The organism is Pirellulales bacterium (genome assembly GCA_033762255.1).
GTDB lineage: Bacteria > Planctomycetota > Planctomycetia > Pirellulales > JALHPA01 > JANRLT01.
Window position 1 is genome coordinate 42,831 of record JANRLT010000070.1, and the last position, 21,834, is coordinate 64,664.

Genomic DNA, 21,834 nt, shown 5'->3' on the forward strand with positions numbered 1-21,834 from the left:
TAGAGCGAGACGTGTGCAAAAATCCCAAATTTGAAATTCCAGATTTGAGAATGATATGATAGGTGGGTGTTTCGCGTGAAACTCAATTCAGTGGACTTTCCAGACTTATATTAAAAATCTCCTTTCCGCCGGAGTATCAAATCTATGCAAAGTAGAGTCTTAATTTAAGTCGCTTTTGCCGTATTCAATTTATTGCTTTGCCTGGTAATTGTTTATTGGTACAACATTCGGCAAGGTACCACTTACACTCAAACCAGCCAGTATTTTAGCGGTCTGAAACGATACCCTGATTTAACCCATCATCGTTTCATTTTTGATCAAACTCGTGTCGGTAGCACTTCAGGCTCTGGGCCAGTCATTGTATTTGGAAAACCGGTCCATTTAACTGAAAAAAATCAGCCTGGTCACTTCGGAACGCGGCGAATGCTCGGGCATCGCGTAGCTCAGAGTCACATAACCATCTGGAAGTTTGACGCCAAAGGAGAGTTGGTTTATCCTTGTTACCGGATCACGAATCAAGGAAAAATTCTAAAGAGCAATTCGTCTATCTTGTTTGACGTGTGTGAAGAAGCCCAGGAAATCCAAGTAACTCAAATCCCTGATCCCGAATTGCGATTAGCTACTGAAAGAGAATCGAAAATCGCTCAATTGACTGGTTGGTTAAGTCACTAGCAAGCACATTCGAAAGTTGTTTTCCAGCAAACAAAGTCTAGCCACCAAACTTCACTTCTCCAGCCTTCCCCTTCGGCAACGGAGTTGCCTCCTACAGTTCCCTGTTCCCCGCGCCCTGTTCCCTAATCTCCGGCAACGAGACGCTGCCTACTACATTACTCCAGCGGGTTCACCACCAGCCCACCTAGCAGCTTGGGGTAAAAATACGTGCTCTTGGCGGGCATGACTTCATTGTGCAGGCTGATCCGGCGGATATGGTCCACCGTCGCGGGCATGACCAGCGCCGCCAGTTCAAACCGCCCCCCGCTGCTCACCACGCCAGTGGCGTCGCGCCCCGCCACGTCTCCCGCTTCCAGCGATTCGACCACTTCTTCGACCGAGTGGACATATTTGGCCTTAGGCAGGTCTTTGGCTCCCAAAATCGTCTCCACCAGCAATCGGTGCAAAATCGCCACCCCCAGGCCGTGCCAGTCCGTCGAATGTTCCTGCGCGATCTCCGCCATTTTCTGCTGACCGGCGGGACTAAGCTGCGCTAGCGTCCACCTTTCATCCGACTGGGTGAATAGGCCCAGCGTCCCTTGATTATTGCCGGTTTCGATCTCTTGCCAGACGCTAGCGGCCTGGCCAGCTCCTTCACCCACGATGCGGGTGGAGAAATAGGGGTTAAGCTTGGTGGCCAGTTCCATTGCGGTCATGGGCGCTAATCCCCGAAACAGGCGATGGGTTGGTAACACCAACAGGCCCGGATCGTCCATGCCGACGCACATCATCAGGACAAAATTCGCCGGGTGGTGGTCCGGCAGTGAACCGCCGTTGGCCGCGGCGATTTCATCGCGATAGTTGCAGGCGGTCTCGTAACGATGGTGGCCATCCGCGATAAATATTTGCTTATCGCTCATCAGGCGGGTCACGGTGGCGCACAGTTCGGGACTGGTAATAGGCCACATCCGGTGGATAACGCCCAAGTGGTCCCGTGCTTCTAGCGGGGCTGTAGTCCCCAGATGCGCTTCCAGTTGGTTCTGGATAGTGTTGGTGGGATCGGGAAACAAGCCAAAAATCTGGCTCAGATTTGCCTGACAGGCTTTCATCAGTAGCAGTCGGTCGGCCTTGGGACCGCTCAGCGTTTCCTCATGGGGAAAGACCTGCCCCTGGCCGAACCGCGTTAACCGACAGCGACCCATGAATCCGCGGCGGGTCACGGTTTTGCCATTGGCCTGAAAAATCTGGTGATAGACGTAAAACGCAGGTTGGGTTTCGGCTTGTAACACACCCTCTGTTCGCCAATTGGCCAAAAACCGGGCCGCGCGGGCGTATTTGTTGTTGGCCTGATCATCCCCCGGTTCCTCGCGGTTCAGTTCCACCCGCACGAAATTAGCCGGATGCAGTTTGTACAGGTGGTCGTGCAGGGAGGCATCGATCACGTCATAGGGAGGGCAGACCACGTTAGTCAGATCTCCCACATGTTTTTGGTCGTAACGCAATCCGCGAAAGGGTTGAATGTCGGGCATGATAAAAAAAGCGAGAAACGAGCGGGAACGTAGTAATTCTTGAAAGCGCGAGGCACCCATGATCGGGGGTGCCACGTGAAACAGGGAAAGTTGGGAATGGTTTACCGGTGAAGGTAGCTGTAGTCTGCCGCGCACGGGGGGGAATTGTCAAAGGGGAGGCGAGGTCAAGGAAAAGAATACCATACAAGCGGAAACAGAGATTTTTATAGGCGCTCGCAGCAATTCCATACCGGAAGTATGGAAAGACAACAATCCAAAATGCTGCGCTAAACCGCAGAAAATCACGAGTTGAAGTCAAGTTAACTCACGGAAATTCGCTACTCATTCAAACACCACGCTAGCAAAATCCTTACAAAGTTGGGCAATTATTTTGGCTAGAATAGAAATCGATGAAGTTCATTTTGCGCCGCTCCAATTCATTGACCTAAATCTCTTCTTCCTCTAACACAAGTGGGGTACTGGCAATTTTTGTGCAGTTCCTAAATCTCGCCCAGTTTACTTTTTTTGGGCGAGTCAGTTTGTACTTTTTTTAAGGGGAGTCGCTCATGAGTCGTCGTTCGCTTCGCTTGGCCCTTGCGGCCAGCGTCAGTCTCGTTGCCCTTGGCGCAAGCACGGTCCACGCCCAGTTTATGCCCCCGGCCGTTAACGTTCCTGCGGGCGAATCTGCTCCGGGTGCTTGGCCATTCCGCCTGAGTGGCGTCAATTTGGAAATTGCCCCGGTCCCAGGCTCGGTTTACAACACAACAAATCAAAACAATCTTTCCGTGGTGCCAACCGATTTTGGGCCATACAAATGGACCGATACCCGACATAACCAAGGTGACTTTGCGTTGGTGATCGGCCCTGCGGATACCAGCGTCAATTCCAATCCACCCCTGCCACCGGATCCGGCTGCGAACAACTTTGCCCCCTCTACTGGTCCGACCACCCATGGCTGGCGCGTCAATCACGCTGCTGGCTTTCCCATTGCCACTGTCCGGGTCAATGGCCGCGACAACTTGGACACGATTCCCTCGACTCCGGGAACTCCGGTGGGAACAGTCTATGGCACCGCTAGCTTTAACGCCCAATTCGCCCAAGGTACGTCCTATAACATGCTCACCGGCAATTATGGCAACGGTGGGAATGGCGCGAGCGACTTGGTGATTGGGATTGCCGGAGCACCGGCCCAGGAAGGAAGCATGAACGTCGCTGCTGCGTTTTTCCCTTATAGCCAGGGTTGGATTGGTGGTTTTGTGGATGGCAGCAACATCGGGCCTGCCGGCGAGGTGAATTATCTCTCCCCCTCGGCGGGAATTCGCTCTGCCAGCCCAAAGGTGCTGTCGGACTCCTTTAACGCCGCACCCAATGTAACCTGGCAGTTGAATCCCGGCACTTCCGCCTACGATGATGGTCGCGCGGTTGTCAATTTGGGGACGGGCCGGTCGAATAGCGACGGGATGCTGTTTGTGACCCAGTTGGATGACGACAGCAATCTGGAAATCGCCGCCGCCACCCCCAACACCACGGGTGGTTGGAATGTGGCCATCCGGAATGACGGCAACTTTGACACAACAGGCGCGACTTTGGCCCCGATTGCTGGCAACGATTCCGATTTCGGTTACTTGTATATCCCCTATGACGCCAATAATTTGGTGGGTGGACGGATCGATGGCTCCACCGGAAATGCGTTTGCCGGCGAAGCGGCGGGGAGCTTTACGTTGACTCGGACGGCCGCGGGCGTCTACGAGTTGGAAGTCACCGGCGAAACCGGCAGCGACGGGATGCTGATCCTGTCCAATGCCGATGGCAATGGCAACCCCGGTGGCCTGGCTGATCGCTCCTTCCTGTCGTATGAATACAACAGCGGCACCGGCAAGTTTGTGATCCAGGCTCGGGAAGGGATCGCGGGTACCAATCCCGTTACTGGCGGAACTTTCCCCCTGACCGACACGGATTTCTACTTTGCCTATGTGGACTTTAGTAATCCCATGACCCCTGTGGCTCAAAGTTTCACATGGAACGTGGCAACGGGCAACTACAAGGATTTTGGCAATTGGTCCCCCAATGGCCGTCCAGTATTGACCGAAAACGCCACCATCGGCAACAACGGCACGGCGGAAATCAGCTTTGACAATGTCGGCACCGACGCCGCCATGGCGCGTGATCTTTCCATTGGCACAACCAGTGGCAGCGGCACCGTGCTGATGACCGCTGGCGAACTGTACCTGGGGAATCGTCTGTATGTGGGGGACAGCGGCACGGGAACACTGACCCAGGACGGCGGTTTGGTGCGGATCGAACTGCAAGGGAGCGAAGACCTGCACATTGGCAACCAACTGGGCAGTGTCGGCGTGTACAACTTGAATGGCGGGGAATTGGCCGTGGGTGACGACCTGTTGATCGGCGCTAACGGAACCGGAACGCTGAACATCAACGGCGGCGTGATCCTGCGTGCCGGTTATACCGTCATCGGTGATGAAGATGCTGGCACCACCGGCGGCGCGGCCGCCACGGGTACGCTCAACATGACCGCGGGGGGCTTGACTTTGGCGTTTGGCGATATGGAAATCGGCGACGAAGGGACCGGCACCGCCAATATCAGCGGCGGCGTGCTCAATGTGCCGGAGCGGATTTCCATCGGTAATAGGGCCTTGGGGACGGGTGCCTTGAATGTCAGCGGCGGGGCGATTATCAACACCCGCGACTTGGGGATTGGCTTTCGCGGCCAAGGAACTCTCAAGGTCACTGGAGATACCGCCTTTGTCACTGCAACCCAGGATGTCGTTGTGGAAGGAAATGTCGGCAGCACAGGTCGCCTGATCGCCGAATTTACCAGTGCCAGCCACACCACCATCAACGCCAATCGCGATGTACTACTCAATGGCGGGACGATTGAAGTTTCCGCGGCCAGCACTCCTCCCGCGACCGGCGCTCATACCTGGAATATCCTGGTGGCCGACGCCGATAGCGACTCTAATGGCGCGTTAGTTGGCACGTTTGCCGCCAAGTCCTTGCCTGGACCTGATTCGCTGGGTCGGCGGTATTCCGTCCTGTATGAAAACCGCAATCAGGGTGGTGTGGGCGTGGTGGACGCGGTCAAGGTTGGTCTGGCCCTGCCGGGCGACCTGGATTTTGACAGCGATGTCGATTTCAATGACGCCTTTGAATTGACCAATAACTACGGTCTGGCCACCGGAGCCACTTGGCGTCAAGGGGACTTCTTTGATGATGGCGCGGTCGATTTTAATGATGCCTTTGAACAGACGAACAACTTTGGCGCGACCTACGCCACCACCGAAGGTGACTTTGGCGATAACCGGTTGACCGTCGTGTACAACCCCATCACCGGTCTGTTGACCGTGGATGGTGCTCCGGGCGAAATTTACAAATCGCTGATCATCGAAAGCGCGTCGGGTTTGCTGAAGATCAACCAAGCCGGTTGGTTGGGCGCGACGGGTGTGGGTTTTACCCAGAACTCGCCTAGCCAACAAGGTTTTGCCTCGAACACCGCCCTGGGTCATACCTTTTTGATCCAGGATGGTTACGCCATTGGCACGCTGATCGATCCGGGAGTTTCCCAGTCGTTCCTGCTACAGGATCTGACGATCCGGTATGGCATTCAGGGCCAAGTGGGGACCCGTACGGGGGACTTTATCCCGGAACCTAGCACCTTTGTGCTGGCGGGCCTGGGCCTGGCGGGGTTGGCTGTGGCTGGCCTGCGCCGCCGCAAGCTGGCCGCGTAGTGGCAAGCAATAAACAAATGCGGCTTGTCTGTCATAGACCAGTCCGTTAAACGCAAACAACCAGCCGCAAAGCTGGTTGTTTTTTTATTGGCTGTTAATACTAATTGCAAGTAATCATAGCGCGGCTTTTACCCAATTTACCAAAGGATTCCGCAACTCCGTTGGAGTAGGATTTCACTGGTTTTGTTCTTTTCCCAGGGTTGTTCGCTGCGCTCCAACCCGTGGGCTATGATCCAGAACCGCGTTGCGGTACTCCCTCTCCCTCTGGGAGAGGGCCGGGGTGAGGGAATCTACCGCGAAGCGGTTGCGTCACGCGGAAATAACTCACGAATGCTGGGTGTCTTCATAAATTGCTAGCCGCGCTACGTTTAGCTAGAAAGAGTATTAATCTTCAAAGTTATTTTGCTTCGACCGCTTCTTCCACACCCTCAAGGTGCAGGGCGGAGCAATACACAGCGCGATCCGGGAGGGGATCTGCTTTAGTGGTATGTGCCAGGGGAATGCCGATGTAGATTCCACCTTTGACCAGCCATGCGAACTCTGGGTGCCGCACTTCTTATCGATCCCCGCTAGACAATACCACGGTAAACGGCGTGAATGGACGTCGTTTAAGCATATCCCTGAGATTATCGATCATATTTAACCGCTAAGAAACATAGCCGTAGAATAAGAAACTATGCGCATGCTAATCTATACAAATGTTCAAGCTACCCGGCATGGATTCGAACCATGAATGAGAGAGCCAAAATCTCTAGTGTTACCGTTACACCACCGGGTAGTGATTCTTATAAGTAATTTAGCACGTATGACAGTTGCGGAACAGTGGAATTTGGCCCAAAAATCGCACGCTTACTCGGTAATTTCCACTTGCCAAACAACAGCACGGCGGCGATTTCAACCGCATCCGCTTTTTGGACACTATGATGCAGGACTTGGTTCGCCAGCCTCGGTCAAAAGCCAGTTTTATGAATTAAATTAGCCAGCAATTAGATTTCGGCGTCGCTTTCCAGCTTTTCCTTGGCCTTGCGGCCCGCCACGGCAAAGCACAATTGCTCGAGCTCGATCGCCAGATCCACGCCAATCAATTGTACTTTTTCCGGTAAATTTAGCGTCACTGGGGCAAAATTCAGGATTCCCTCGATACCGGCCGTCACCAGGATATCCGCGACCATCTGGGCGGCAGGGGCGGGGACCATGATCATCCCCAGTTTAATCTTTTGCTCCTCGACCAGTTTGGCCAGATCGTCCAGATGATAAATGGGGATCCCTTCGATCTGGCCCCCCACCTTGGCCGGATCGACATCAAACGCCGCCACAATATGAAAATTTTGGCTGCTAAAGCCTTTGTAGCCTAATAGCGCGCGGCCTAGGTTTCCCGTGCCGATCATCGCCACCGGCCATTGCCGGTCCGTTCCCATGATCCGACGGATATTGTCCACCAACTCTTGGCAGCGGTACCCGACCCCTGGATAGCCAAAATGCCCAAAATAGGCCAAATCCTTGCGCACCTGGGCGTCGGTAAAGCCCAGCAGCGTCCCCAACTGGCTAGAACTGGTGGTATCGTACCCATCCCGCAGGAGATGCTGCAATTCTCGCAGATACAGGCTTAGCCGGTTGGCGACAGCCTTTGGCACGGGCGTGTCAGGGGGTGTTTTGCCGGAATTTTCAGACATACCGTCATCCATGGGGAAGAATAAGGTTGTGAAAATTCCCGGAATTTGTAGGTGAGACGGGAAAAAGCGGTACGGAGGGGCAAAATTGCCAAAGGCGGAATTGTTTTAATGCTATCGTACTCTAAAAAAATGTGAATCTTTTCACAAGGGGAAGCCACAATTGCTGGTAAAGGTATCGCATTTAACACGAACCACCGTGGCTGAGGGCATTCGCGGGGACATGACGGGGAGAGCTACATTGGTGTAAGGCTTAACACATTAAATCCCAAAAAAACTTATCTAAAGGGCGTCAAGTATGCCCTTTTCAAAATCATTAAACAATATTCTATCAAAATCATGGCATTTTGGCCGCGCGATACAAGCATTACGACCTGCATAACCCGTTTATCTCTTCAGAATTCCCCCGACGTTAAGGTGGTTACGTGGCTAGCCTCAACGGGTGGTTAAAGTAGTCGTAAATTGCGCAGGAATAACAGCTTACATAAATTAATGACGATTAGTAAAAATAGGATTTTTGCAAAGACTGTGGTCATTGGCAAGACTGCGTAAATTGCGAAGGACAGCTAATGTGCGTTGTCTTTGCTGGCCGATGACAGCTAAGGCGAGTCGGGCTCGTCAGACCAGACCTATTTTCCCCTTACGGAAGCCGTCCCAGAAGGAGGCAGGACAATGAAAAGACTGTTTATGGCGCCGCTGCTGATGGCCGTTATGGCCCTCTCTTCGGCCCAACTTGCCCGCGCGGGTTATTGCGGCGCGGCAAGCTTTCGCTTTTGTTCCGCTCAAAGCACGGAGAGCGGGACCAGTGGCCCATGCCACACCGTGATGAAGACTGTGCGCGAAACGGTATATGAACCGCAACAGTTCACCACGTACAAGACCGTGCACGAGACCGTCTACGAGGACAAGACCTACAACGTGGTCAAATATGTCCCGGAAACGGTTTATAAGGACGTGGAATACACCGTCCGCAAGCCGGTGTGGGAGACCAAGACCCGCACGCACACCTATACTGTTTCCACGCCCGTGTGGGAAAACCACACCAAGGAAATCCAGTACACGGTGATGAAGCCGGTTTGGGAAACCAAGACCCGCGAAGTCAACTACACGGTGATGAAGCCCGTGTACGAGACCCGCGAGGCGCGGTACACGGTGATGAAGCCGACTTATGAGACCGTGACCAAGGAAATCCCCTACACGGTGATGAAACCGGTCTACGAAAACCACACGCGGACCATCAACTACACGGTGATGAAACCCGTGTACGAGACCCGCACCCGCGAGATCAACTACACGGTGATGAACCCCGTGTACGACACCCGCGAGATCCCCTACACGGTGATGAAGCCCGTGTACGAAACCGTGACCAAGGAAGTGCCCTACACGGTCATGAAGCCGGTGTACACCCAGCACACCAAGGAAATCCCCTACACGGTGATGAAGCCCGTGTACGAGACCCGCACCCGCGAGATTAACTACACGGTAATGAAACCCGTGTACGAAACCCGCGAGATCCCTTACACGGTGATGAAGCCCGTGTATGAAACCGTGACCAAGGAAGTCCCTTATACGGTTTGCAAGCCCGTGTACGAAACCCACACCCGCCAGATCAATTACACGGTGTGCAAGCCAGTGTATGAAACGGTGAACAAGGAAATTCAATACACGGTTTACAACCGCGTGACCGAGCAACGCGAACGGGAAGTCACCTACACCGTCCGCAAGCCCGTCCATTACACCAAGGAAATCCAAGTGGCCGGCGGCCACTGGGAAAACCAAAGCTACGAAGTTCCCGGCCGAGTCATTAACAAGACCGTCCAGGAACCCGGACGCTGGGTGTGGGATCCGTGCACTTGCAAATGCGTTTATTGCCCCGGTAAGTGCTGCACCGTCCAAGTGCAATGCCCGCCGGTCAAATGCTGCAAGAAAGTCTGGGTGCCGACCTGTGAAACCAAAACCATCAATTGCTGCCGTTACGAATGCGAAACGTGCGTCAAGAAGGTGCCTTACTGCGTGACCAAGTGCGTTCCGGAATGCCGGACCAAGACTTGCAGCTATACCGTGTGCAAAATGGTTCCCGAATGCCGCACCAAGACCTGCACCTACACCACCTGCAAAATGGTGGCCGAACAGCATGTCAAAACTTGCAGCTACAAGGTTTGCAAGATGGTCGCGGAACAAAAGGTCCGGACTTGCACCACCTGCAAGATGGTCCCCGAATGCCACACCAAGACCTGCAACTATACCGTGTGCAAAATGGTTCCCGAATGCCGCACCAAGACTTGCAACTACACCACTTGCAAGATGGTGCCCGAGTGCCACACCCGGACCTGCAGCTATAAAGTGTGCAAGATGGTTCCCCAGGAATGCGTGAAGACCTATACCTGCTGCAAAATGGTGCCCGAATGCCGCACCAAGACCTGCAGCTACCAGGTCTGCACCATGGTTCCCGAATGCCGCACCAAAACCTGCAACTACAAAACTTGCCGGATGGTGTGCGAAACCAAGACCTGTGAAGTGCAGTACAAGGTTTGCCACATGACCTGTGAAAAGTGCGTTAAGCAAGTCGCCTGCACCGTGTGCAAGCCGGTTTGCGAAACCCGCACCTGCAAGGTCGCCAAGTGCGTCTGCAAGCAAGTCCCCTGCACCGTCACGCGTTGTGTTCCCAAAGTGATCTGCAAGCAAGTTCCGGTCTGCGTTTGCTGCCCGGCTCCCGCTTGCAACTGCACCGCTGATCCCAGCTGTGCCGCCGACCCCGGTTGCGCCGCCGAGGCCACCTGCGCCGGTAACTAACATTGGCCGGGATCGTCCCGCTGGCTTCACCGCCAGCGGGACACCCGCCTGTTTCGAGCGACCCGGATCAACGACAACCGCTAGCATCCAGGCCAGATTTCGCTCGCATAAAGATCGCCGGCCACCGCCGCCGATCCCGATTGTTAAAAAAGTTTCCTATCCAAATACCCGGGGTCGTGGTTCTGAAACCCGTTCCGGTCACATAAATCCGCAGAAAATTCAGCCTGCCGACTACTGGCGATTTTGTACTTCGCCAAACCGTCCGTAGTAACGATTTTTGCGGAGCTTGCCAGCCTTTCGAAGGATTGCGAAAGGGTTGAGTCTGGTCAAATCGGCCCCGGGTTGATCCCTGTTGGATCAATCCGGGGTTTTTTTATGCGCTTTTGATAACTTGCGCGGTTTAGTGTATCTGCACAACTGGCATTTCTGGCGATCGCTCCCTCTCAAACTGCGAAACACGCTTTAGCCCGAAAAATCGCTGCAATCGTTATAAATTCACTCAATGACCCTGTGCGGGATACCGATAACGAAGAGGCCGAAACCTCGATCTGCTTATCGTTATGCCAGCAACTCCTCCTCAATCCGCCGCTCCGCTGTGGCTTTCCGACGCTGTTGTGGCGGCGGACGGGTCGCAAAGGTCCGCGGTATGGCTTCGTTTTTGGCGTCAATGGGGGTATGTCTGGCTCGTGGGGGCCTTGGCCTGGTTTTTGATCGGGGTGGTGATCGCAAATTTGGTGCAATTCCGCCTGGCACAAACGCAAGCTGCCGCCACGCGTCAGACGCATTCCGAGCTTATGAAACTTACCGCCCAACAACAACAGTTGCGGGAAGCGGAACAAAAATTATGGCGTGAGAGTTTAGCAGTCCCCGTGGAGATCGCGCAGCGCTTAACGCGCGCCCCGCTCGTCACGCCGGAAACACGGGCAGTGCAACAACTATTACCAGCGTTTCGCGCGGAATTAACAGCGGCTCAGGCCGAATTGCAGTCCAGTCTGGCGGTGCTGGCCCGAAATGTCGCAACCCCCCTCGCAGGGGATGCCGCCAACTCCCCCGATCAGTCTTTTACGTCCGAAAATCACGTTGATCGGACCGCCATCGAGCAGCAGTTGGAAAAATTGCGAAGCTGGCGGCAAATACACGGGGCAAAGTTTCCCGCGGATCATCCCCTCAATCAGGCTCATGCGCTAGCCATTGAAAATCTGGAAAATACCCTGGCGTTGGGCGTAAAAACTTCCACGGATAAGTCCCCGGTAACTGTCGTACAAAACCAATTTTTGCAGCTTGCCAGTAATTCCCCCGGGAAATCCAACTCAACCGCGGGTCGGTTCGAGTTCGGATCGGTCTTGGCTCAATTGACCTCCATCAATGCCGCCTTGGAAAAACTGCAATCCCCCGTTAACGCCTTGGAGGAATCCTTGGCGTCGGCGAATGCCCTCATAGGGCAAAGCCTGGAATCGGCGGAAATAAAAAAGCTGGCGGATATAGAGCAACAAGCCGCCGCGGCTCAATCGCGTCAAATCGCCGCAGCGCGTCAGTGGCGAAGTATCGTTGAACGCCCCCAAACCGCAATCTGGCAGTTTGACGCGCGCAGCGCGGTTTGGTTGGCGGGGGGCTGCCTGCTGTTAAGCGCCGGTATATGCTTTTTTTGCCATGATGCCGAAGCTGCGCGGGATTTGCCGGCAAAATCCGACATCCCAGCAATGGTAGACGGTCCCCTCCTGACCACCGCCGGAATCGCCCAAAGCCTGGGCATGCCCCCGCAGGCGGTTATTTCCTGCAATTGGAAATTTTCCCCCGCCGTGTCACCTGGCATTCCTTCAGAGCCGGTCTTGATATCCAAGGAGTTAGCTGGCGACAGCCGACTCAAATCCCGCTTGCGGTCCGTCGGTGAATGGACGATCGTGGGTGTGGCCTGTGCCACGCTAATCATGTGTGCGTTGGATGGGGCGTTTCGCACGCAGTTTTTACAATCGCCGCTGACTGCCTGGGTGGTGGGGTGGCAAGAAGTGGCGAATTACTTGTTCGCCGGGTAGCCCCCACAGAGGTTGTTGCCCGGGAATCTAGCTGACATCCCCGGGGCGAGGACCTTTATCCAAAATTAACTAACCAACTGACAGCACTGCCAGGACGCGGGCTTATGTATTTCAATTTTTATGGATTAAGCGGACATCCGTTTGTTGCCGCTCCGCTGGCCGAGAGCTACTTTCCGACAGGTACGGCGGAACAGGCGCGGCACACGCTGGAGCGCTGTCTGGACCGGGCCGAGGGGGTGGCGCTGTTGATCGGTCCGGCGGGAACCGGTAAGAGCCTATTACTGCAGGTGTTGGCCGCGCAATTGGGGGACCGCTATGAGGTGGCCCTGCTGCCTGGGGGCAGAATCTGCACCCGCCGCGCGCTGTTGCAAGCGATTTTATTCGCGCTGCGATTGCCGGTAGCTTCGAGGGACGAGGGGGATTTGCGGTTGGAGTTGTGGGAGCATTTGACGCGTCAACAACGGGCCTTGTTGTTGTTGATTGACGAGGCTCATACCTTGCCGCTAAGGTTGCTCGAGGAGCTGCGGCTGTTGTCAAATTTTGTCCTGCAAGGGAATTATCAGGTGCGGATCCTGCTGGCGGGGAGTCCCTCGCTGGAAGAACGGTTTGCCAATCCCAAACTAGAGGCATTGCAGCAGCGGGTCACGGCCCGGTGTTATTTGCAAGCCTGGAATCGGTCGGAATGCCGCGAGTATATCCGTGCGCAAATTCACCGCACCGGCGGCGTGCCCGAACATTTATTCACCAGCGACGCCCTCGATGCGATCCAGTCCGCCGCCGAGGGTATTCCCCGCTTGATTAATCAGCTATGCGACCACGCGTTGGTGCTGGGGTTTGCCAATGGCCGGGCGCCCCTGGCCAAGCAGGACATCGCCGAGGCTTGGGCCGAACATCAGCAACTGCCCACGCCGCACAATATTGGAATCGTGGCCGCGCCCACCCGGGCCGAAGCAACGGCCTTTGTGGAGTTTGGCGAATTGTCCGACGCATTTGGGGACGCCAATCAGCCAGAGGATGAATATGAAGGAGTCTTAAGCCTGCCGTCCCAGTCCTCCGATTTTCACCTGCCTGATGACGTTTCCCAGGATTTTCATCCACCGCGGCTATTTGACGGCGATTCGCCGGAAGAAGAGTCGCTGCAAACGGAATTTTCCACCACCGAGCCACTGATATCTGGCACGGGACCAGCCGCGCGGAGAACCGCTCCCCCGCGCGTCACTTGGCACGCGCCAGGGAAGGACCCAGCCCCCGCATCAGCCACGGACGCCCTCACCCAGTTAGAGCGGGCGCACCTGCAAGTGCAACAACTGCAAAATGAGTATTACCGTTCCCTGCCTGATCCGGAGGCCGACATGTCGCACCCCGCGCATCCCTTTGCCGAAGCTTTCCTCGAGGAAGAAATTGTCCTAGATCCGTTTTTGCAAAATTCACTGGCCATCCTGGCTGATAAGCCGCGCGTGAATAATCGCCAAAGCCAGGAAATCAGCCAGGGCCTAGAGCGGCACTTGCAACTGCAAGCGCCCCTGTCCGTCACGGTTCATACCACGGAACCCTCCTCGCGACAGGTCTTGCCCATGCCGACCGCGATCCCGCCAGAAGCCGTCCATCCCCCGCATATTCACGAATGCGGGTCGGGGTTGGGCACTTCGCAAATCCAGACTTTTGAGGACGATTTGATTGTGATCGAGGATGATCCCCGCCAGCCAGCGCACACCCGGGTGCGGAGGCAGGATTATAAACAATTATTTGCCCGGCTGCGAAACGGCCAATCATGACGGCCTCATTCATGAGATTTGATCCCCCCCATTCCGGCGAGCGCGCGGCCGACTGGCCCACGCGCCCGCATTTGGCCTTTTGGCAGTTGCCGCATGGCGTGCGGGTATTGACCCGTCTTCCCACGGTGGACAATGGCGAGGCCATTCCCGCCGAGCAAATTCCAGCGAGTTCGCGACCTTTGCCGGAATCTTTCTCCAGCGCGGGCGAACCCCGTCCCACCGAAGCGGAACGGCGATTGTTTGTCGGTTTAGGCTTGCCCGAACTTCCACAATTGCTAACCAGGATAAGTCCCGTCCCGGATACCACGGCGATCGTGTCCCAGGTGGACACCGGTTGCCTGACGGAAGTCATTTTAGAGACCGAGCAAACCTCCCCTGTTCCGGAAGGACGCTCTCTTGCGGATCCTCCTGCCAGGGAAATTACTTCCCACTTACCGCTGGCCGATGATTTGAATCATGAAACGCCGCGGGTCATTACCCTCGAGGAGTCGACATCGCATCCCGTCATCCGGCCTTTGCTGGATTTTGAGCCGACAATTTTAGAAATTGTCGAGCGGCAGGCGCGTGGGCTCCGTTGGGAAAAATCCCGCATGGTACAGTGGCATCTGGCGCAGCCGGAACAGTTGGTCGCTGTGCGCTTTCTCTGGTCCGTGGCGCAAGCCTGGGCGAGCCGCCAGGAGCGGCGGTTGCTGTTGATCGATGGCACGACCGCGGGGAGCTTGGCCGAGTATTTTGGTTGGACGGCCGGCCCCGGTTGGACGGATGTGGTCACCGGTCAGGCGCGACTGAGCCAGACTTTGTGCCAAACACCCTGGCCGACGATCGATTTTCTAGGGGTGGGAACCATTGCAGCCGCCCCACAACCTGATACGGCCGCTTCCCTGGCCGCTATGTTGCAGGCGGTGCAGCGGGATTATCCCGCCACCTGGGTGGTTACCAGTGGACCATGGTCCCCCGTTGCACAGAATATTTCCCAACTCGCCCATGAACGGCAGTTGGTGCTGCATCCCGGCGCTCTGGGAGCGGGAGGAAGTTGGCAGGGCTTGCGGCGGGATTTAATAGAAAATAATGTGCTGATCGATGGGTGGATTGCTCTGGAATCGCCCTCGACTACGTCGAATGGCATGCCGGTAAAAATTCCAGGCAGCATGGTTTCGGCGTAAAATTTGGGATTTTAAGCGAATTTGTCGGCTGGAATTAACCGTTGGGGCGTTTCTGGCCTAAGTTTATAATACCCGCTGTAAAGATTGACCCGCAATTTAATTGGCTATCTTGCATGGCAGACACTTCCTTTGTTGCCGACGCTTCCCCGGTACACCAACAACTTGTCGCGGCAGGCAATCCCCGCGTGTTGGTAATGACGGCGACCTATAATGAGATCGAAAATCTCCCGGCGCTGATCGCCCAAATTCATCAATTCTTGCCCGCGGCCGACGTACTGATCGTCGATGACAACTCTCCTGATGGCACCGGCAAATGGGGGGACACCGCCGCCGCGGCCGACACACGAATCCATGTGATGCACCGCGCGGGCAAACAAGGCCTGGGTACGGCGATCATTGCCGGCATGCAATGGGCGATCGCGCGGGGATATGATTATGTGATCAATGTCGATGCGGACTTTAGCCACCATCCGCGCTATTTACCAGATTTGGTGGCGGGCATGGCCCCGGCAACGGGGGAGCCGATCGATGTGATGATCGGGTCGAGGTATGTGGCGGGAGGGGGAGTCGTCGGCTGGCCCCTCCGACGGCATCTGATGAGCCGGGGAGTCAACCTCTACGCGCGCTGGTTGATGTGGCTGTCTCCGCGGGACTGTAGCGGGGGGTATCGTTGTTACCGGGTCAGTAAATTGGCCGAGTTGGATTTTTCCCGAATGCTATCGCGCGGATATTCGTTTCAAGAAGAAATTTTATGGAGGCTGCGCAAGCTGGGAGCCAGGTTTGGCGAAACGCCGATTACCTTTGCCGACCGGGAAAAAGGCGTGTCCAAGATCAACAACCGGGAAGCTCTCAACGCCCTGGGAATTATCGCGCGGTTGGGTTTGTGGGGCGGGTGAGGGGCGAGTGGAGGATGGGTGGTTGCAGAGTGGGGTTGGGATAAGGGGTCCAGCAGGCTTTCGCGTGTTATAGAAATAAATGGCGCTATGCCCCCAAGGGGGTTATTTATCAATTTTTGCTTTCCGCCGATACCATCGGCGGCTTTGTGTCGTCCCCCCATACCATAAGCGGCTTTGTTTTTGCTGCGGAAGTCTATACCCTTTGCTTGTCCATGAGGGTTATTTTTTCTCGGTTTTTACCTCCGCTAAAAGTTTATTCGTTAATTCATTAATCTTGGCCGGCGGAATATCCTTGTGGCGAATCGTGCCCGTGGCGTCTAAAAGATACGTCGTGGGGTATTCGTCAATTTTGTAATCATCAACCGCCAGTCCCGCGTCCCCATCGAACCAGCAACGCCACGTGATGGTTTTGGCCTCGATGAGTTGTTGTAACCGTTCGGGAGAAGAGTCGCATAACACGCCCAAGACAACGAAAGGGGCGTTTTTGTGCTTATCAGCTAATTTGCGGACCAAGGTGTAATAGCTTCTGCTAAAGGAGTCCTTATCGGCAAAAAAGCATAAAAGCACGACTTTGCCGCGATAATCGCTCAGCATAAAGTCCGTCCCGGTTGCATCGGGACCTTCGATCTCCGGGGCGATGCGGCCAATCGCCAGGTTTTCCAGAATATAAATTTGTTCTTTGACCGTGGCTATCATGTCCGTAAATCCGGCTGGTTCGACATCGGGATAATTTTTGACCAGATAGCGGTAAAAGCTGATCGCTTCGTCAGCGCACTTGGGGTCGCGCTCGGTCTGGCGGGCTTTGCTGGCTCCCAGGCTAAAGCAGGCGACGGCGCGGATCGTCCGGTTTTCGTGCTTTTGGGCCATCCGTTTGAGATAGCTAAAACCCGAGTTGTGTCGGCAGCGTCCTAACAAAAACGCCAATCGGAGCGTTCGTTTGTCGTTCCACTTGGCGGAATCGATGGTCCGCAGCGTTTCCAAAAGAAGCGCGTCGCAACTAGCGGGGCAAGTCTCGTTGCATAGCACCCGCACCAGCATATCCAGCGCGTCGGTTCGCGCGGGGGATTGCGGATGATCCTTGACCATTTTTAATAGTTCCCGCGAGGTGGAAAGGGCGGGATGCTGTTTTTCCAGGCTGGCGATTTGTTCCGGCGTTTTGGCCCGCTCCAACCGCGTGCGGTAATTGTCCATGATCCCGTCATAGCCGCTGATCGCGCTTTTGATCTTGTTGGCGGGGGCGGTTAACTCCGCAAAGGGTACCGCCTTGTCGGTGGTTTTCTTTAGCAGTTCCGCCACATGCAGGCCGCTGGCGGCAAATCCCAGCTTGGCCCGCTCGACAATCCAGGTGTTCACGCCGATAACCTCTGCCGCGCCATTGAGCAACGGACCCCCGCTATTGCCGCCGGTGATCAACGTGGTGGTCTGCACCCATTGATACTCGTCCGGCGCGTCGATTTCCATATTAAATGGCTCGGGCAGTTCGCGGGTCTTTTGCAGGGCGGCGACCTCGCCCAGGGTGGATGTGTAGCGAAATCCCGAAGGATGCCCGACCGCCACCACGGATTCGCCCACCTCGGGCAACTCCGTGGCGATTTTTACGATTTCAAATTTTGCGGGGGGCTTTTCGATTTCCAACACCGCCAAGTCTCCGTCCCCGTCCCAGGCACGGCAACCCAAAACTTTATATTTCTTGCCATCGCGAAAGATCACATCCGCCGCGTGGGCGTCGTCAATCACGTGGTAATTTGTCACGACAAGACAGGCGTCATTGACCACAAAGCCGCTGCCCGTGCCGTAACCACGGCCACGTTCGTCCTTGGCGATGATCTGCACAATTCCGCCATCGACTTTCTCCAATAATTGCGGCAGATCGCTGGGTTCCAGGTTATGACTATGGGACGAAAATTCGTCGATAGCCGACGGTTCCAAAGCGGAACTGGTGATTTCCGTTTTGCCCCCTCTAACCGAGAGCGCCGCTTTCTCGGTCAGATCCACGTCTGGCGAGTTGGACGGATCCGACTTGCGCCGTGCCAACTCTTCCTCATAGATATTGTTGACCCGGACTTCATTCCAGCCGGTGAAATAGACAAACGCGATCACGCTGCTCAGGCCGACGATCGCCATGATCAAGGCGATCCGCACGATCAAGCGAAGTTGCGTAAAGGTATCGTTTTTGGCTTGCCCCATGTGGCCACCCCGCACAAATCAATAATTGTTGAAAAGAATGAGTTGAGCTAAAGTGGCTTTATTTTAACCTCGCCGCTCTGACAAAGCCAACTACCTGTGGAAATGAGTTTGAATTTGCGAAAAACCCAATAACGGCGCGGAGCACTGGTAATTCTGGCAAATATACAGGGTCGGTTGGCCCTCGGCCGTCGCGGGAGCGGTTTTTCCCGCTAATAACGGCTCCAATAGCGGAGAAATCGCATTTTCTTGTGCATTATTTGTCGGTGATAGCGCGGCGATGGGCCACAATACCACGCTCCTCCGCGGGTGCCAGGATCGCAAGACCGCCTGCCGCGCCAGGGGCCAATCGGGATGCTGGGGATCGCCGGTAAGGACCAGTTCCGCCGTTGGACCATTAGCCAAATCGACCGCCAGTAATAATAACCCCGCCGCCGTGGGAAACCGCGTCAAAAGCTGCCCAGCGCTGCGAAAAACTCCCTGTGCGGCGGTGGTATATTCCGTCCGGCCGGTTAAGCTGGCCAGCCGCGCAAACGCCAGCGCCGCTAGCGAATTACCGCTGGGGACGGCGTTATCCTGCAGATCCTTATGACGGGTGAGCAATTCTGCTTGGTCGCTGGCGGTAAAAAAGTAACCCCCCGCTGGGTCGGCAAAGAGTTGCTGCATCTTTTCTACTAATTCCACGGCCCTTTCCAGCCACACAACTTCGCCAGTGGCTTCAAAGAGCGACACCAGTCCATTGGCCAGGGCCGCATAATCGTCCAAATATCCCGCCAGCTTGGCCTGTCCCGCGCGCCAGGTGTGGAGCAGCTTCCCCTGCGAATCACGCAAGTCGCTCCATAAAAAATCAGCGCACTTCCGCGCCGCGGCCAAATAACGCTCTTCGCCAAGGACTCCCCCCGCCACGGCCAGGGCGTCAATCATGAGCCCATTCCAACTGACCAGCACTTTGTCATCCAAGCCGGGCCTGACCCGGGTGCCGCGGGCGGCAAACAATTTTTTACGCGAATCGGCCAATTGCTCGGCTAATTCCAGCTCGGTCATTTGCACCCGGGGGGTAAACGCGGCCAAGGGTAATCGCAGATTCAGGATCGATTCACCTTCAAAATTTCCCGCGGGCGAGACATCATACACTAGGCAAAACACCTCGGCTGCCTCCACGCCCAATATCTCTTGGACTTCCGCTGGCGTCCAAACATAAAATTTCCCCTCGACTCCCTCGCTATCGGCGTCCTCCGTGCTATAAAATCCCCCCGCCGGGTCGGTCATCTCGCGCAGCACATAATCGCACGTCTCGCGGGCGGTGCCGGCATAGGCCGGATTACACGTCGCCTGAAAAGCCTCGATATAACAAAGCACAAGCTGCGCGTTGTCATACAGCATCTTTTCAAAGTGCGGGACCAGCCACCGCTCGTCCACGCTGTAGCGGTGAAACCCCCCGCCCAAGTGGTCGTAGATTCCTCCAGCGGCCATTTTATCCAGCGTGGTGGTGACAATTTTTAAGAATTCGCCCCGCCCGCTGGCCTCCTCCAGGCGCAGCAGCAGTCTCAAATCCATGGGATGGGGAAACTTGGGCGCCCCGCCAAAACCCCCATGTTGCGGATCAAAGGTCCGCGCCAGGGCCGCGCCCGCCGCACGCAGCGTTTCCCCGCCGGGCGTCGCCGAATCCGCGGGGGACTCGGTCTCGGCCATGCTTTGCAAATAACTGGTGATCTCGGCGGCTTGCTCTAGGGCCTGGGCACGGCGATTTATCCAGGCGTCGTGAACGGCCAACAGTACCTGGTCAAAGCCGGGCATTCCCTGGCGACCGGTGGGCGGCCAATACGTCCCGCCATAAAAGGGACGTAAATCAGGGGTCAAAAAGACCGACATCGGCCAGCCCCCCCGACGGGTCAAAATTTGCACCGCCTGCATGTAAATCGCATCCAGGTCGGGACGTTCCTCGCGATCCACTTTAATATTGATAAAGTGTTCATTCATCAGGGAGGCGATTTGAGGATTTTCAAAGCTCTCGTGCTCCATCACATGGCACCAATGGCACGCCGAATATCCCACCGACAGGAATATGGGCTTTTGTTCCCCGCGCGCGCGGGCGAGGGCCTCCTCCCCCCAGGGATACCAATCCACGGGGTTGTTTTGGTGCTGGAGCAGGTAAGGGCTGGTTTCGGTGGCAAGGCGATTAGGCATGGGAGTTGGTGGCGGGACGATGGTTTGGGGAGTTTGGCGTTGCGGGATTTTGAATGTGGAATTATATCTCAGTCAGTCTGCTTGCTGCATTCTAACGCTTCTCCCACGGGGGGAGATTTCATTAAAGAATTAAAATGAAGATTTAATGGAAAATGCAGAAGTCATTTCGCCTTAAGAATGACGCCCACCGGAGAGAAATTAGCTTGAATTGTCGCGCTCCGCTGCGCGTCGCTGCTAAACAGTTGGCAATAAAGACTTAAAGATGAAGAAATAAAATGAAATTGCAGCAATTCTAACTTCATCATTCGTACTTCTAACTTTCCCCTACGGGGTCCTCGCTCAGGCTCGTCCCCCGCCTCCCTATTTCTCATACGCATGCGCCGCGTCGGGAAATTTTCCGGCTCGGACTTCATCCCGAAATTCGCTCACCGCCGCCAGGATCGTTTGGGACACGTTGGCGTACGATTTGACAAATTTTGGCGATGGCCCCGTCTGCCAGCCCACCAAATCATGAAAGACCAGCACTTGACCGTCGCAGTCGGGGCCGGCGCCGATGCCGATCGTGGGAATTTTTAGCTGGGCGGTGATCTTTTTGGCTAGCGGCGACGGGATGCATTCCAGCACGATTCCAAACGCCCCCGCGTCTTGGGCGGCCTGCGCGTCCACCAAGAGCCGCTCTTCGTCCCGTTGGACTTTGTATCCCCCTAGCAGGTGGATGCTTTGGGGACGGAGCCCAACGTGGGCCATGACGGGGATGCCCGCGGCGGTCAGGGCCGCGATAACGCTGGCTTGTTCGGCCCCACCTTCTAGTTTTACCGCCTGGCAGCGTGTTTCCTTAAGGATGCGGCCCGCGGCCGCGACCGCTTTATACGGCCCGAGGTGATTGGTGGGAAAGGGCAAATCAACTACCACCAGGGATTTTTGCACGGCCCGCCCCACCATTTCGGCATGATAGATGATTTCATCCAGGGTCACGGGCAGCGTGGTGTTATGCCCCTGCACGACCATGGACATGCTGTCCCCGACCAGGATCGCTTCGATGCCCGCCTCGTCCAATAGTTTAGCCGTGGGGTAGTCATAAGCGGTGACCATCGTCAGTTTGGGCCCCTCTTTTTTGCGGGCGACAAACCGGGGGACGGACATGGGCGGGGCGGGAGGGGACATGTCTAATAGGGTTAAGGGTAAATGCGGGTATTTGCAAATTTTACCGGGATATTTGCGAAAGTTC

Annotated in this window: 12 protein-coding genes; 7 read left to right on the forward strand and 5 right to left on the reverse strand. The window is 55.6% G+C overall.

Annotated elements, in window-relative coordinates; all coding sequences use genetic code 11:
- Positions 1–192: 192 nt before the first annotated feature.
- Positions 193–672 carry a hypothetical protein gene (locus tag SFX18_19330; GenBank protein ID MDX1965307.1) on the forward strand — a complete coding sequence of 160 codons (480 nt, stop codon included), beginning with the start codon at positions 193–195 and terminating at the stop codon, positions 670–672.
- 155 nt (positions 673–827) lie between these two features.
- Here SFX18_19330 and SFX18_19335 read toward each other — a convergent pair whose 3' ends face one another.
- Positions 828–2,180 carry a DUF1015 domain-containing protein gene (locus tag SFX18_19335; protein ID MDX1965308.1) on the reverse strand — a complete coding sequence of 451 codons (1,353 nt, stop codon included), beginning with the start codon at positions 2,178–2,180 and terminating at the stop codon, positions 828–830.
- A gap of 545 nt (positions 2,181–2,725) precedes the next feature.
- Here SFX18_19335 and SFX18_19340 point away from each other — a divergent pair.
- Complete coding sequence (locus SFX18_19340; protein MDX1965309.1) at positions 2,726–5,905, forward strand: PEP-CTERM sorting domain-containing protein; 3,180 nt, start codon at positions 2,726–2,728, stop codon at positions 5,903–5,905.
- 986 nt (positions 5,906–6,891) lie between these two features.
- Here the strand turns inward: SFX18_19340 and SFX18_19345 are convergent.
- Positions 6,892–7,578: a redox-sensing transcriptional repressor Rex gene (locus tag SFX18_19345; protein MDX1965310.1), complete on the reverse strand. Its 687-nt coding sequence runs from the start codon at positions 7,576–7,578 to the stop codon at positions 6,892–6,894.
- A 669-nt stretch (positions 7,579–8,247) separates the two neighbouring features.
- Here SFX18_19345 and SFX18_19350 point away from each other — a divergent pair.
- The 5 genes from SFX18_19350 (at position 8,248) to SFX18_19370 (ending at position 16,235) form a co-directional block, all read left to right on the forward strand.
- Complete coding sequence (locus tag SFX18_19350; protein MDX1965311.1) at positions 8,248–10,368, forward strand: hypothetical protein; 2,121 nt, start codon at positions 8,248–8,250, stop codon at positions 10,366–10,368.
- Between the two features lie 560 nt (positions 10,369–10,928).
- Positions 10,929–12,401 (forward strand): hypothetical protein, encoded by a 1,473-nt coding sequence (locus SFX18_19355; GenBank protein MDX1965312.1) that lies wholly within the window; start codon positions 10,929–10,931, stop codon positions 12,399–12,401.
- Between the two features lie 104 nt (positions 12,402–12,505).
- Entirely contained in the window at positions 12,506–14,176 is a 1,671-nt protein-coding gene (locus SFX18_19360; protein ID MDX1965313.1) for an AAA family ATPase, read from the forward strand.
- 11 nt (positions 14,177–14,187) lie between these two features.
- Complete coding sequence (locus SFX18_19365; protein MDX1965314.1) at positions 14,188–15,339, forward strand: hypothetical protein; 1,152 nt, start codon at positions 14,188–14,190, stop codon at positions 15,337–15,339.
- A gap of 113 nt (positions 15,340–15,452) precedes the next feature.
- Positions 15,453–16,235 carry a polyprenol monophosphomannose synthase gene (locus SFX18_19370; protein MDX1965315.1) on the forward strand — a complete coding sequence of 261 codons (783 nt, stop codon included), beginning with the start codon at positions 15,453–15,455 and terminating at the stop codon, positions 16,233–16,235.
- A gap of 219 nt (positions 16,236–16,454) precedes the next feature.
- Here SFX18_19370 and SFX18_19375 read toward each other — a convergent pair whose 3' ends face one another.
- The 3 genes from SFX18_19375 to panB all read right to left on the reverse strand — a co-directional run bounded on the left by SFX18_19375 (position 16,455) and on the right by panB (position 21,770).
- Positions 16,455–18,422 carry a trypsin-like peptidase domain-containing protein gene (locus tag SFX18_19375; protein ID MDX1965316.1) on the reverse strand — a complete coding sequence of 656 codons (1,968 nt, stop codon included), beginning with the start codon at positions 18,420–18,422 and terminating at the stop codon, positions 16,455–16,457.
- A gap of 90 nt (positions 18,423–18,512) precedes the next feature.
- Positions 18,513–20,606 carry a thioredoxin domain-containing protein gene (locus SFX18_19380; protein MDX1965317.1) on the reverse strand — a complete coding sequence of 698 codons (2,094 nt, stop codon included), beginning with the start codon at positions 20,604–20,606 and terminating at the stop codon, positions 18,513–18,515.
- Positions 20,607–20,966: 360 nt separating this feature from the next.
- Entirely contained in the window at positions 20,967–21,770 is an 804-nt protein-coding gene (gene panB, locus SFX18_19385) for a 3-methyl-2-oxobutanoate hydroxymethyltransferase (protein MDX1965318.1), read from the reverse strand.
- Positions 21,771–21,834: the final 64 nt, after the last annotated feature.

What these genes read in the sequence shown, in the direction of transcription:
- SFX18_19335 (MDX1965308.1), bottom strand. Translation starts at nt 2,180, where the DNA reads ATGCCCGACATTCAACCCTTTCGCGGATTGCGTTACGACCAAAAACAT.
- SFX18_19340 (MDX1965309.1), top strand. Translation starts at nt 2,726, where the DNA reads ATGAGTCGTCGTTCGCTTCGCTTGGCCCTTGCGGCCAGCGTCAGTCTC.
- SFX18_19345 (MDX1965310.1), bottom strand. Translation starts at nt 7,578, where the DNA reads ATGTCTGAAAATTCCGGCAAAACACCCCCTGACACGCCCGTGCCAAAG.
- SFX18_19350 (MDX1965311.1), top strand. Translation starts at nt 8,248, where the DNA reads ATGAAAAGACTGTTTATGGCGCCGCTGCTGATGGCCGTTATGGCCCTC.
- SFX18_19355 (MDX1965312.1), top strand. Translation starts at nt 10,929, where the DNA reads ATGCCAGCAACTCCTCCTCAATCCGCCGCTCCGCTGTGGCTTTCCGAC.
- SFX18_19360 (MDX1965313.1), top strand. Translation starts at nt 12,506, where the DNA reads ATGTATTTCAATTTTTATGGATTAAGCGGACATCCGTTTGTTGCCGCT.
- SFX18_19365 (MDX1965314.1), top strand. Translation starts at nt 14,188, where the DNA reads ATGAGATTTGATCCCCCCCATTCCGGCGAGCGCGCGGCCGACTGGCCC.
- SFX18_19370 (MDX1965315.1), top strand. Translation starts at nt 15,453, where the DNA reads ATGGCAGACACTTCCTTTGTTGCCGACGCTTCCCCGGTACACCAACAA.
- SFX18_19375 (MDX1965316.1), bottom strand. Translation starts at nt 18,422, where the DNA reads ATGGGGCAAGCCAAAAACGATACCTTTACGCAACTTCGCTTGATCGTG.
- SFX18_19380 (MDX1965317.1), bottom strand. Translation starts at nt 20,606, where the DNA reads ATGCCTAATCGCCTTGCCACCGAAACCAGCCCTTACCTGCTCCAGCAC.
- panB (MDX1965318.1), bottom strand. Translation starts at nt 21,770, where the DNA reads ATGTCCCCTCCCGCCCCGCCCATGTCCGTCCCCCGGTTTGTCGCCCGC.